The organism is Planctomycetaceae bacterium, assembly GCA_041398785.1.
GTDB lineage: Bacteria > Planctomycetota > Planctomycetia > Planctomycetales > Planctomycetaceae > JAWKUA01.
Genome location: JAWKUA010000003.1, coordinates 110,194 through 122,795, shown reverse-complemented (window position 1 = coordinate 122,795; position 12,602 = coordinate 110,194). Strand labels below are relative to the sequence as shown.

Annotated in this window: 13 protein-coding genes; 4 read left to right on the top strand and 9 right to left on the bottom strand. The window is 59.3% G+C overall.

Annotated features, from left to right (window positions below; translation table 11 throughout):
• Nucleotides 1-1,113 precede the first annotated feature (1,113 nt).
• The 8 genes from R3C19_04520 to R3C19_04485 form a co-directional block, all read right to left on the bottom strand.
• Nucleotides 1,114-2,184 (bottom strand): ABC transporter permease, encoded by a 1,071-nt coding sequence (locus R3C19_04520; protein ID MEZ6059606.1) that lies wholly within the window; start codon nucleotides 2,182-2,184, stop codon nucleotides 1,114-1,116.
• The gene (locus tag R3C19_04515) at nucleotides 2,181-3,200 is read right to left on the bottom strand and encodes an ABC transporter ATP-binding protein (protein ID MEZ6059605.1); all 1,020 of its coding nucleotides are present in this window, start codon (nucleotides 3,198-3,200) and stop codon (nucleotides 2,181-2,183) included. Before R3C19_04515 ends, R3C19_04520 begins: the two co-directional genes overlap by 4 nt.
• A 127-nt stretch (nucleotides 3,201-3,327) precedes the next feature.
• Entirely contained in the window at nucleotides 3,328-3,747 is a 420-nt protein-coding gene (locus tag R3C19_04510) for a hypothetical protein (GenBank protein ID MEZ6059604.1), read from the bottom strand.
• A gap of 174 nt (nucleotides 3,748-3,921) precedes the next feature.
• Complete coding sequence (locus R3C19_04505) at nucleotides 3,922-4,746, bottom strand: TatD family hydrolase (GenBank protein MEZ6059603.1); 825 nt, start codon at nucleotides 4,744-4,746, stop codon at nucleotides 3,922-3,924.
• Entirely contained in the window at nucleotides 4,730-5,713 is a 984-nt protein-coding gene (locus R3C19_04500; GenBank protein ID MEZ6059602.1) for a DUF4351 domain-containing protein, read from the bottom strand. The genes R3C19_04505 and R3C19_04500 overlap by 17 nt, the downstream gene beginning before the upstream one ends.
• Nucleotides 5,714-5,738: 25 nt before the next feature.
• The gene (locus R3C19_04495; GenBank protein MEZ6059601.1) at nucleotides 5,739-6,029 is read right to left on the bottom strand and encodes a hypothetical protein; all 291 of its coding nucleotides are present in this window, start codon (nucleotides 6,027-6,029) and stop codon (nucleotides 5,739-5,741) included.
• A gap of 119 nt (nucleotides 6,030-6,148) precedes the next feature.
• Nucleotides 6,149-6,697, bottom strand: coding sequence for a DUF6580 family putative transport protein (locus R3C19_04490; protein ID MEZ6059600.1), 549 nt, complete (start codon nucleotides 6,695-6,697; stop codon nucleotides 6,149-6,151).
• Between the two features lie 12 nt (nucleotides 6,698-6,709).
• On the bottom strand, nucleotides 6,710-7,705 hold the full coding sequence (locus R3C19_04485; GenBank protein ID MEZ6059599.1) for an L-threonylcarbamoyladenylate synthase: 996 nt from the start codon (nucleotides 7,703-7,705) through the stop codon (nucleotides 6,710-6,712).
• A gap of 171 nt (nucleotides 7,706-7,876) precedes the next feature.
• Here R3C19_04485 and R3C19_04480 point away from each other — a divergent pair, with 171 nt between their 5' ends.
• The 4 genes from R3C19_04480 to R3C19_04465 all read left to right on the top strand — a co-directional run bounded on the left by R3C19_04480 (nucleotide 7,877) and on the right by R3C19_04465 (nucleotide 11,399).
• On the top strand, nucleotides 7,877-8,611 hold the full coding sequence (locus R3C19_04480) for an NfeD family protein (GenBank protein MEZ6059598.1): 735 nt from the start codon (nucleotides 7,877-7,879) through the stop codon (nucleotides 8,609-8,611).
• 107 nt (nucleotides 8,612-8,718) lie between these two features.
• Nucleotides 8,719-9,738 (top strand): flotillin-like protein FloA, encoded by a 1,020-nt coding sequence (gene floA / locus R3C19_04475; GenBank protein ID MEZ6059597.1) that lies wholly within the window; start codon nucleotides 8,719-8,721, stop codon nucleotides 9,736-9,738.
• Nucleotides 9,739-9,755: 17 nt separating this feature from the next.
• Nucleotides 9,756-10,445 carry a hypothetical protein gene (locus tag R3C19_04470; protein ID MEZ6059596.1) on the top strand — a complete coding sequence of 230 codons (690 nt, stop codon included), beginning with the start codon at nucleotides 9,756-9,758 and terminating at the stop codon, nucleotides 10,443-10,445.
• An 18-nt stretch (nucleotides 10,446-10,463) separates the two neighbouring features.
• A complete protein-coding gene (locus tag R3C19_04465) occupies nucleotides 10,464-11,399 on the top strand; it encodes a PmoA family protein (GenBank protein MEZ6059595.1) in 936 nt (311 codons plus the stop codon).
• 18 nt (nucleotides 11,400-11,417) lie between these two features.
• On the opposite strand, the gene R3C19_04460 is transcribed toward R3C19_04465, so the two are convergent.
• Complete coding sequence (locus R3C19_04460) at nucleotides 11,418-12,449, bottom strand: dihydrodipicolinate synthase family protein (GenBank protein MEZ6059594.1); 1,032 nt, start codon at nucleotides 12,447-12,449, stop codon at nucleotides 11,418-11,420.
• Nucleotides 12,450-12,602: the final 153 nt, after the last annotated feature.

The following is a 12,602-nucleotide window of genomic DNA, read 5'->3' as shown; positions in this document are numbered from 1 at the left end:
GCCACTGACGTCTTTCCCGTCATCAGATAACGAATGAAGTTGTCGAGCTCTGACGGCTTTGGCAGGACTGAATGCAGCGGTACGACGACATAATCATACACCGTGAACATCCAGTGCTCTTTCGCGGAATACTCGACAACTCGTTCGCCGCTGGAAATGTCGTACGACCGAACCGCAAGCCGTCCGTTGGTGACCAGCAGATGGCCGTTGTTGTCAAAGGCGACAGCCGTCGTTTCACCGTCTTCCGGCGGTCTCCAGGAGATCGACCTGGCGGACGGCTGGTCGTGCGTGTCAGCGATCCAGAGCCTGTTGTTGTGGGTCAGTATCGCGTGAGCCGAACCATCCGGCGAAGCTTCCACAGCTTTTGGAAGGGCGTCTTCCGGAAGGTGATCTTCAAGCACGGTTTCCAGGTCCGAGGCATTCAGCACATGGATCGCTCCGCTTTTGGTGGCGATGGTCACAATGCCATTCGACGTCGCCAGCACCGCGGAGTCCGAGGTGCCGAGATCTCGCGAGGGGCCGTCGGCGTAGTTTCCGTCTTCGCCTCTGTCGAAGCGGCGGACCATCCCGGAGTGATAATAGATCAGCGATGCATCAGCGGCGTCCATTGCCACAGAATACTCCCCGGACATCACCGGAAAATCCGCCGGTTGCAGTTCGCGAAAGGCCAGTTTGCTGGTGGATCCCAAAGCTCCCGCAGTGAGGTTGTTGAGAAATTCCTTTGTCTTTTTTTCCGTGTCCGTTTGTCCGATGAATTCGTAAATCGCTCTGCTTCCCGGCAGGACAACGGTTCCATCCGCGGCGACAAACAAGTCATTGGCGTCGTCGGGGACGTCACCTTCGTTTTCCCGTTCCCAGTTGTCAGCCCGAGCGCCCGTTGCGATCGATGGCGTATTGGAATGGGGCTGTCGGGCCAGAGCCACAATGCGGTCGTGGACGCTGTCATAGTATGGACGGAACCGAAAACCGGAGAACACAAACCGCATCGCGAACCGCGGTCCCCGGATTTCCTCGGAATGGAAGATCTCGTCCCAGGTCTTGTCTTCGGCGTTCCAGAGACTCGTCGCGCGGGAACTCTGAACCACGATCAGCGAATCCTTCGCCGCCGTGATTTCAATGATCCTCTGGTTGTTGATGACGCCTTCCTGAACTCCGGCCTTCACCGATTCCAGCACCGTCAGTCCCAGCCAGAACATCACCACAAGTGACAGAGGGACGATGGCGTTTCTCCAGATGGCTCCCGCCACGGCTGACACCGAGTAATAGATCGCGAACAGAAAAACATACGTCGGGATGCAGTACAGCAGTTCCGGTTTCCAGATATCCAGTCGTAAACCCAGCAGCAGCCAGATTCCGCCGACCAGTGCCGTCGCACAGCAGCGTGAACATACATCCGCCGAAGAATTTCGTCAGAAACAGCAGTGAGCGGCTGACGGGCTTGCTCAGCAGCAGCGAAATTTCACCGGGTTCAAATGTGCGCGGCATGATGCCGGCGGTGACCAGCAGCGACGCAAACACGCCAAAGAAACCGAGAAACATTGCAACGACAGCGATCAGGACCTCATCCACAACCTGATCCAGTTCGCCGGGCCGAATGGGCAGTTGTTCGAACAAGACCTGCCCGGCGTAACTCAGCGACAGGGCGTTGTCGTCGGTCAGTTGAATCGACCGGGGAAATGCGGCGGCCAGCAGCAGGAGATTGCGCCGCGAGATTTCGCGATCAGAAGGGCTGTTCAGCCGGCACAGATTTTCCGCTTCGTCGTCGAGTTCCACGTTCCGAAAGCTGTCGGCGTCGTAGAACTCGGGCTTTGCCAGCAGCTCATTGATCGCGTCAACGGTCTGGCGTTCAATGTCGTTGAATCCGCCTCTTCGCGGCTGGTCCGCATTGACTTCAGGATTAGGGGTTTGGCTTTCTTCAATGCGGCTCCGTTGCTCCGGGTTCAGCAGTGACCAGACATGCGCCGCCGGAGTACCGATCGCCGAGCGTTCTTCATAAAGCTGCCGAGTAAACCGTTCGGCATGCGCCAGTTCACGGCGACGAAGCTGAGTCGCCTTGTCGCTGTTTAGTCCGAAAGGAGCCATCCCCAGCAGGATTGCGACAATTCCGATCAGCGCGATCCACAGGACGCGCGAGGCCATGGCTTCGCGGAAGGAGTCCTTCAGAACGGCCAGGTAAGGTCTCATGCTGCAGCTTCCCCGACGATCTGCAGGAATGCTTCTTCCAGCGTCAGGTCGCGACGGCGAATTGACCAGATGCTGATCCCTTCGGCTCGCAGACCGTCGATCGCCGTGTCGACATCCGCCTGGTTCGGCGCGAGTATTTCGACCTCGAACGCTTCGCTGGAGACCTGCCGAAGTTTGTAGCCGTCGTGGTTCTGCAGTGTACCTTCGATGTCTTCCTTTGGTCCGGTCAGTTGAAACACAACCGGCGCTCCTTCGATCGCCTGGGTCAGTTCGCGAACACTGCCGGTCCTGCGAACACTGCCCTGGGTCAGAATCGCGACGCTGTCGCAGATGAGTTCGATTTCCTGCAGCAGGTGGCTGTTCAGAAAGATGCTGTGTCCCTCTGCGGCCAGGCCCTTCAGCACGTCGCGAATTTCCTTACGGCCCAGCGGGTCAACTCCGTCTGTCGGTTCATCCAGAATGATGAGCTGCGGCTTGTGCAGCATCGCCTGAGCCAGTCCCAGTCGCTGCAGCATGCCCTTTGAATAACCGCTGACGCTGTCCCTGCCTCGACCGTCGAGTCCCACCTGCGACAACAGTTCGGGACGCCTGCGACGGACTTCGCCGACGGACAGGCCGCTGAGGCAACCGTAGTATTCAAGCGCCGTATCTCCCGTCAGATGTCGCGGAATACGGTGATTTTCCGGCAGATAGCCGATGTCGCGTCGAGCACTCAGTGACCCCGCGGGCCTGCCCAGCACGATGGCGCTACCGGACGTGCGCCGCACGATTCCCAGCAGCACTTTGATCAGCGTTGTCTTGCCGGCACCGTTCGGGCCGAGAAGCCCGTAGATCTGTCCCTGCGGAACGTCCAGTGACGCCTGCTTCAGGGCATGCACTTTTCGGCGCCGAAAAAGACCGCTGGTATAGGTCTTTCCGAGAGACTGCACCTGGATGACGGGATCACCGGTTTGCACGGAGAGTCGCCACGAAGGGAAACCGATCAGACGAATGAAACGCTGGCGGGGAGGGCTCACCAGTGTTTCCCACTCCGACTGAGCGCTCCGGATGACGAAGGTTAGCAGCGCTGCCGGCATTCAGCGAACATCGAACATTGACCGGTTCGTCGATCGAGCGGAATGATTTGACCATGCCGCTGTCCGACTATCGTTTTTCCAGGATCTCCGCGTCGACGAGATCCTGAGGACGCCCGGTGGCTCGTTTGTTCCGGCTGAGATCGTCACGGGAGATCACCGGCACCGAAACTCCGGACAGCGACACGATTTCCGCCCGTCGGATACAATCCGGGAAATCGACGCCCTTTATTGACGAAATGACGTCGATTCGCCGAGGCGCGACGCCGATCTGAAAGACGTTTCCGGGCACCGCGAAATCCTGCTCATCAATCTGATGAACAGGCGCGCTTAAGCGGGCAAGTGCCGTGTAGACGCGCGACGAGTTCTCCGAAGTGGTATTGACCCGGAAGTCGATATTCCTTGTCGATCCGGGGTGCCCGTGAGCGGCCATGGCGTATCCGCCGACGAGCAGGAACTCAACCTTCTCGTCGGCGAAGCGCTGCAACATGTCTCTGAAGTCGGGGTTCAGCATCGGGCGGTACGGTATCCTGACCGGGCAGGAACGACCAAACCTCGCAGCTCAATTCCCATGCGAATTCGATACGTTCCGCCATTGTGCCGGGCATGTAGCCGTCATCTGACGACTCGCCGAACGTTGTCTTCGTGATCGTGACTTCACGTTTCATCGCAGTTTGAAATTGGGGCTCTGGCTGAGAAACGTCTGCGGATTGTTGAACGTGACCTTGTCGATCGTCGCGTCGCTGTGTCCGCGGCGTTTCATTTCCAGTCGAGCCTTCGGGACCGCCAGAGGATCGCTGCAGCCCCAGTCGCCGGCGGAATTCATCCAGATGCGTTCGGTGCCATACATTTCGATAATGTCGGTGGCTCGCTGAGGCGTCACTTTGGTATCCGGATACAGCGTCATGCCCGCCCAGTGACCGCGGTTCAGAACTTCTTCGACGGTGTGTTCTTCCACGTGGTCAATCAACACTCGGCCGGCTTCAATGCCGCTGGCGGCGATGGCGTCCATGATCAGCCGCGTGCCCTTCAACTTATCTTCCAGATGGGGCGTGTGAACGAGCACAAGCTGGTTGTGAGTTTCTGCCAGGGCAATCTGTTCTTCCAGAATGATCATCTCATTCTTCGTGTTCTTGTTCAGCCCGATTTCTCCGATGCCCAGCACGGTGTCGCACTTCAGGAATTCGGGGATCAGCGACACAACTTCGCGGGCGAAGCCGGGATCGTCGGCTTCCTTCGGATTGATGCACAGCCAGGTGAAGTGCTGAATGCCGAACAGAGCGGCCCGGCGCGGTTCGTATTCTGTCAACTGGCGGAAATAGTCGAAGAACCCCCGGGCGGACGATCGATCAAACCCTGCCCAGAACGCGGGTTCCGTGACTGCGATGCATCCGGATTGCGCCATGCGCTGATAATCATCCGTGGTGCGTGACACCATGTGGATGTGCGGGTCGATGTATTTCATAATCGCGTCACCAAACCAGTTCATCCGGAGACGAAATTTCCACCACCTGGTCCAGCAGGGAATCCAGGCGACCTTCGTCGTGAATGCCTTCGATTCGCTGCCGAACCTGTTCATCGACAGCCTTGAAGCGGCGCTGAAGCTGACGCAGCAGGACTGACTGCTTCGCCTCCAGTTTTCCTTCAACTCGACCTTCAACGCGGCCTTCGACGCGGCCTTCAACACGACCTTCGACGCGGCCTTCGACACGGCCTTCGACGCGGCCTTTTTCCCGCCCTTCACGTTCCCACGACGTTATGATTTCCTGAACCATTTGGTAGTCCTCATCGATGATCAGTTCGTTAAAGGAAGTCAGCTCACGCGGAGTCAGTTCCATGTACGCGTCGACATATTGCAGCAGAATGCTCTCGCGGTCTCCTGAGATTCCCAGCTTCAAAATCATTCGCAGGAAATCCGCCCGCAGGCGCACTCGATCCCGCCGATTATACGCCATCTTAGCCATCAATGCGTAGACCAGCGGATTGGCGGAACCCAGAAACCGTCGGTAGTCCAGGTGCTTCAGCTTGATCTGATGATAGCGAAACCGCACGTAAGTCTGGCCCGCAAGTGAAAGTTCAAAGATGTCGGGGACCAGCGTCTTCCACTTCGCATCATCGCTGAACACAGCCACAGGGACGATCGTTGTCCTGAAGCGGGAATACAGCGCGCAGTGGTATTCGAACATCCGTTCGGCGAAGTTTCCCGCCGGGCGTGATGACTCGAACTCGAAGTGGACCAGCACGTAGTGTTCGCCGCCGGAGATCAAGCGCGTTTTCACGACCAGATCCAGCACGCGCTTTTCACCACGGAAAATGTCTGTGAACAGTTCCTGTTTTAGAAACTCGACGTGGTCGAAATCTATCACTGCCGCTTCGTCAGGGCAGAACAGTTCCATGAATTCCTGAAAGAACGCTTCGACGAGCAATTTATGGATCTGGTCGTGATCGACGGGCATGGAGCGGGCGTTTCCGCGTGAAATGTCAGGCGGGCTTCGGCGCGCCGGCGGCTCCCTTCATGCCATGAGCCGACTGCGGTAAGTCAGTCGAATGATCGCTCAGCAGTGCCAGAATGCGCTTGGCCCGGTGCGGCTGGCCGTCGGAAAGTATCGCCAGCGACTCGCGAAACGCCGCGTCGCGAAAGTCCGCGCCGTCCCCCTCCTTCGCGGCACGATCAATGCGGTCCAGGTAGGCGGCGATGTCGATCAGCTTCGCGCGATGTTCCATGAAGTATGTGTCCAGCACCTGCTGGCGGTTTTGCGGGATGGAAGTCATTGGCGGGAACATTCGTGAAGTTGTGTGACTGGCTGTCCGTCACCCGGACGCGTCGCGCAGAAAAAAGCCGGCTTCCGGGTCGCCCGACTCCGGTCTGATCGCAGTTGGCGGAATGACGGTCAGGCCGCGCCGGACGTGTGAACCGGCTGTTCTTCGCCGACGGGAACCGTCAAAAGGTTCCACGCCGAAAAGAAGACCAGGCTGAGCACCACGTCACCAAGAAACGTCCCGCGAGCGAAGGGGATGGCTTTCGTGTAGCAGTCAATCAGTCCCGCCAACGTGTGAGCGTACGTTTCCGGCCAGGCGGCCCAGACTCCGAAGTTGCTGACGAAAAAGAACACCGCGGCGGACGTCAGGGCTCCTGTGAGCACGCTGCCGTAGTGACGCCGGCGGACGAACCTGCCAACTGAAAAGATCACCGCATACGCCGCGTAGTCGAACCACCAGCTTTCGTAAAATCCACTGCCGGTGCGAAGTTCGATGATGGTGTCGGTGGCCGCCCGCACGGCCAGCGGAATCAGCACCGCCGCAGGATGTCTGAGGACGGAGCCGCAGAGCAGTGCGAGTGCTCCCAGTCCGGACACATTGGCCACCGGGTTATCGATGACTCGCAGCAGAACTGTGACAGCGCAGGCAGCGGCGATCACAAGAGTAGGCGAATGTTTCATAGCTCGGCTCGATTATCCGATCGTCGGCAGGTCGTTGCGGGAGGCTCTTTCCAGGCGGTCGTTCAGAGCGACGCCCAAACCGTGGTCAGGGAACCTGTGGGCGATGATAACGTCCAGACCGGCTGAGTCGAGGCTTCGCAGCGAAGCAAAAAAGTTCGCCGCGCAGGTTCGCAGGTCCGAAGTCGAACCCACGGAATGCACGCGGACAAAACCGTCACCGCAGCGGGCTTCGTCGACCGTCAGCAGCCCGCAGCGAAGGCCGTGGCATGGTACGGCATTTTCCGTGATGGCGCGCAGCCGCAACGGTATTCCGGGAGCGTAGTGGCGACTCAGCATTCCGGGCGACGATTGTGCAGCGTCGTCGTTCGCAGGATTGCTGGTGGCGACGTGAATCGGGCCGATCGCATCTTCGATCATCTCCAGCGGCAGCCCACCGTGCCGAAGCAGAAGCGGTGCGTCGTGCATGAACGACACAACCGTCGATTCCAAACCCACCGAGCAGGGGCCGCCGTCCAGGACCGCATCGATACGCCCCCCGAGTCCGTCCACGACATGCTGCGCCGTGGTGGGACTGATTTTGCCGAAGGGGTTGGCGCTGGGGGCGGCGATCGGACAGGCTGCCTCATTCAGCAGCCGCAGCGCAACCGGATGGCAGGGAACTCGGATTCCGACACCCGGCAGCCCTGCCGTGACCAGGTCGGAAATCAAAGGTTTCTTTGGCAGAACCAGAGTCAGCGGTCCCGGCCAGAAGCGCTCGGCCAGAAGTCCGGCGGCTGGCGGGAATTCCAGTACCAGTTGCGCGGCGGCGGCTGAGTTCGGCAGATGCACGATCAGCGGATCAAACGCGGGTCGCCGCTTGGCTTCAAAGATTCCGGCCACCGCTGCCGAATTTGTTGCATCCGCGCCCAGCCCATAAACCGTTTCCGTGGGAAATGCGACCAGCAGCCCCTGTCGAATCAGTTCGGCGGCGAAAGAAACGTCTTTCGTCAGGATTGAAGAAACGGACATCTCTTGGCATTTTGGTTCGGTGAGCGAAGTCGAAAGTCTATACTGTCCGCGGAAGAATCCGGCAGTTCTGTGTCTCTTTTTCAGTCACGACAGAATCTCCGCCGTGCTGCGGCGAATGTCCCGGACCGGTTCTGATTCCGGAACTCGTCGAAACCTGCTTGTGGTGAAATCATGCCTGACGCCGGAGTCCTTGCAACTATTCTGCTGATTGTCGGCCTGTTCCTGCTGGCACTGGAACTGATGATCCCCAGCTTCGGAATCATCGGCATTTGTTCGGCGATTTCCCTGCTGATTTCCGCCTGGTGTGCGTGGCAGGCGTGGTGGGGAACAAGTCCCGGTTTCTTCTGGACGTATGTCAGTTTCTGGCTGCTGGGGATTCCGGCGGTGTTTGTCGGAATGCTGGTCGTGATGCAATACACGAGCATCGGCGACGCGGTCGTCCTGCGCGGTCCCGGCCGGGACTCCGCGGCTTCATCCGCTTCCGCGCGTGAGCGGACTGGTCTGGAATCGCTGGTGGGAAATACCGGCAAGGCATTGTCGCTGCTGACTCCGGGAGGCATGGTGAGCGTCGCGGGAGAGCGGTTTCACGCCGAAAGTCCCGGCATGCTGATTGAACCGGGAACCGCGATTCAGGTGATCGGCGTGAAGGGAACCCGGCTTGTCGTCAAAGAAGCCAAACCGGTCACGTCCGATGCACTGGCCAGGACGGTCGTTCCGGCGTCTTCCGAAGTCGGTGATGACGATTCCGGCGCTGAGGAATCGGTGCGACCGGCAGGCTTAGTTGAAGAGTCCGCAGCGCCGCAGCACGCTGGCGCGTCGTCCGGCGCGGATACGAATGGAGCCAGTCAGGTGGTGGACGCTGACATCCTTGACTTCGATGTTCCGGAGAACTACACCGCCGGGTAAGAATTTTCGGCTTTGTTTGATCCGCCAGCGGCAGAATAACGTCTCTTCTGTGACGTGATAACGTGATGAGCAGGTCGGGCATATTTTGAAAAGGCGCTCTCATGGATATGGGACCGATGCAGTGGGCGGCAATTGTCGTCATTCTTCTGCTGGCGATTATTTTCCTGGCGGTTTTTGCACAGTTCGCCAGTCTGTGGCTGCAGTGCAAAATGACGGGTGCCCGAATTTCGCTCGTGAATCTGATCACGATGCGGTTTCGAAAAGTGAATCCGACAGTCATCGTCCGCAGCATGATCATGGCCGTGCAGGCCGGTGTGACTCGCAACTATCCGATTACACGCGAAAAACTGGAAGCTCACTACCTGGCCGGCGGAAATGTGCCCAACGTGATTCGCGCGCTGATCGCCGCACAGCGAGCCGACATTGATCTCGACTGGCAGACGGCTCAGGCGATTGATCTGGCGGGACGCGACATTCTGGAAGCCGTGCGAACCAGCGTGTATCCGAAGGTTATTGACTGCCCCGATCCCAAGCGCACTGCGGGAACATTGGATGCCGTCGCCGGAGACGGAATTCAGTTGCGAGCCCGAGCCCGTGTGACGGTTCGGACCAACATTCAGCAACTGGTCGGTGGGGCGACGGAAGAAACCGTGATCGCCCGCGTCGGTCAGGGAATTGTTCAGGCAATCGGCTCGACTCCGTCGTACAGCACGGTTCTGGAAAACCCGGATAAGATTTCCAAGACCGTGCTGCAGCAGGGCCTGGAAGCTCAGACTGCCTACGAAATCGTGTCGATCGACATTGCGGACATCGACGTCGGCGAAAACATCGGCGCGAGACTGCAGGCGGATCAGGCGGAAGCCGATATGCGCGTGGCTCAGGCAAAGGCCGAACAGATGCGCGCTCAGGCAAGGGCACGCGAACAGGAAATGATCGCCCGCATTCAGGAAAACCGAGCCAAGGTCGTACTTGCGGAAGCTCAGGTTCCTCAGGCAGTCGCTGAAGCGTTCGGCAGCCGCAAGCTGGGGTTGCTCGACTTCTATGAACTGAAGAACGTGCAGGCGGATACGCAAATGCGCCAGGCGATCGCGGGCGAAGGGCGTCGACCGCAGGACGCCGCTAACTGATCAGGAAGGACGGTTTCGTGGAAAAGCTTATCGTTTTCCTGATCATTATCGGCATCAGCGCGATTCGCGGCATGATGAAGAATGCCGAAGACAAGGCCGCGAAAGCACGGCGCATGGCGGCTGGCGGAAATCTCGCTCCGGAACGCAAACAGCGCGTGCAGAGTGAGATTGAAGCGTTCCTTTCCGAAGTCGGTGCCGCACCCGCAAAACCCGCTCAGCCTCGTCAGCCGCTGGCAGCACGGCCGACGGCGGCCAGTCCGTCGGCGCAGGTCAGCCGTCCACCGCGGCCTGAACGGCAGCAGCCGGCTCCGCCGAAACAACGCAAACCCCGGCCGTCACCGGCAGTTCGTCAGCCGGAACGGCCGAAGCCCCGAGTTGCGCAGCAGTCCGTTACCAAGCGGGCTCCACTTGCAGCGCGGCAGCAGGTGGGAACGGGCATCGGCAGCCACGTCGATCAATACATATCGCAGCACGTTTCGCAGCATCTTGACCACGACGTCGACGAATCTGTCACAGCCGACATCGTCAACAGCGTGAACTCGCATCTGGGCAGCCGCGATCGCGAAATGCCGGCGCTGACCGGAAATCGACAGGCAGCGTCCCCCGCGGGCGACATCGTCCGACTGCTTCGCAATCCGGAAGGCATTCGACAGGCGATTCTGATCAACGAAGTCCTGACACGGCCTCGAGCACTGCGCCGTTCGTAAACGTGAAACCCGATGCCGATGACGAGTCTTCGAAGGCAATTGCTGCCGTTCCTGTGTCTGCTCGTTGTTTCGACAGAATCGCCGGGTGGGCAGCAGGTTGCCTTTCAATCGGAATCAGACGCCGTTGTGATCACAGTCGACGGCCTCCCCGTCGCGCGATACGTCTACAGCGACCCGGCGATTCCACGACCGTATTTCGCCGACGTCAAAGTCCCCGGCGGCAGGCAGGTGACTCGCAATCACCCGCCGATCGAAGGCACGGACGCCATCGACCATGCGTCGATGCATCCGGGAATCTGGCTGGCGTTCGGTGACCTGAGCGGTAATGACTTCTGGCGCAACAAGGCTTCGGTCGTTCATGCAGGATTCGTGCAGGAACCAGAGGGCGGTGACGGCCGCGGCTCGTTTGTCGAAGAAAAGCGCTACCTTCGTCCGGACGGTTCGATGATTTGTCGCGAGGAGTTTTCGCTGACGGTCATCGTCCGCGACGACGGTTACCTGCTGGTCTGGGATTCCACGTTTCGTTCGGACACGGAGTTCCATTTCGGAGATCAGGAAGAGATGGGTCTCGGTTTTCGCGTCGCCACACCGATCAGTGAAGTACGGGGCGGTCGGTTGTCAGATTCCGAACGCCGTTCCGGCGCGGACAACATCTGGGGGAACGCCGCGGCATGGTGCGACTACAGCGGGAATGTTGACGGGCAGACAATCGGGATCACTGTGATGTGTCATCCGGGCAATTTCCGGCCGAGCTGGATGCATGCTCGCAATTACGGGCTGGTTGTCGCCAATCCGTTCGGCCGCCAGGCGATGAAGAAGGGCGACGTCAGCAAAGTGACGGTCAGGCCCGGCGAGGAACTGCGCCTAAGGTACGGAATCTGGCTGCACGGCGGCGACCTTCCCGCCGAGCGAACTCCGGACGATGTGTTTTCCGAGTATCGGTCAATTCCGTAGTTGTCGATCCGTGTGTCGTCAGCGCAGCCAGTCATCCAAGTGCTTCGCGACGAATTCGTCGTCTGTCAGCCACGGATATTCTCTAACAACGCGGTCCAGTTCATCAGCCTGACCAGGGCTGAGCACTTCGTGTTCGTTCAGGCAGCGGTTTGACGGCAGCAGTCCCTGGCGACGCAGGATTTCGTTGATTCCGGGAATGCAGCCGGCGAAGTTGTTGGCGGCATCGAAGACAGCGGCGTTCGCGTCCGTCAGTTGAGTATTCTTCGTCAGCCAGTTCGCAGCGATTTCCGTGAATGTCGCAGCCTGCTGAATCTGTTCCAGCATTTCGACCGCGCGGCGAGTCCAGACCGCCCACTGCCCGAGCAGTCCGCCGACGATGCGTCGTACCGACCCGCGGTAGGAATACGGAGTTATCAGGTCAGCGATGATGTTGTCGTCGTTGCCGGTGTACAGGGCTATGTCGCTGCGCTGCGACTCCATGACGGCTCGCACAACGTCCCAGGTGAAGTAGCGGTTGAACGGAGCGATCTTGATGGCAACCAGTTGATCAACTTCGCACAGACGTCGCCAGAATCGATAGCTCAGGATTCGTCCGCCGACCGCAGGCTGCAGGTAAAATCCGATCACCGGAATCACGTTCGCGACCTGCCGGCAGTGTTCCAGCAGTGCGTCGTCATCGGCTTCCGGCAGTGCCGCCAGACTCAGCAGTCCGGCGTGGTAGCCCAGGTCGGTGGCGATTCCGGCTTCGGCGACGGCTTGCTGCGTGTGGCCGCAGATGCCCGCAATCCGTACGAAGTCAGACATCGCACCCGCGGACGTCAAAACCTGTGACGCGAACTCCAGCAGCGGCCGGAACAGTCCGTGCTTCGGGTCACGGATTTCGAACTGCGTGGTATGCACTCCAACGGCCAGCCCGCCGGCGCCGGCCGCTGCATAGTATCTCAGCAGCGCCTGCTGATATCGCCGAGACCACCTTCCGTCTCCATCGAGAGCCAGCGGGCAGGCGGGAATGACGATTCCGGATCGCAGAGCATCGTTCCACGTTTTCATCGGACGTCTGCTGTCCTTTCTGTGAAGTATCGGCTGCGGCGTGAGACTTGGGGAATTCCCGCAGGGTTCAGCCCGGTACTGCGGTTTCCCGGATAACGAACACGACGTGGTGTCAAGCTGTGAGCTACTGTTGATGTGGACTCAGAATAGTTT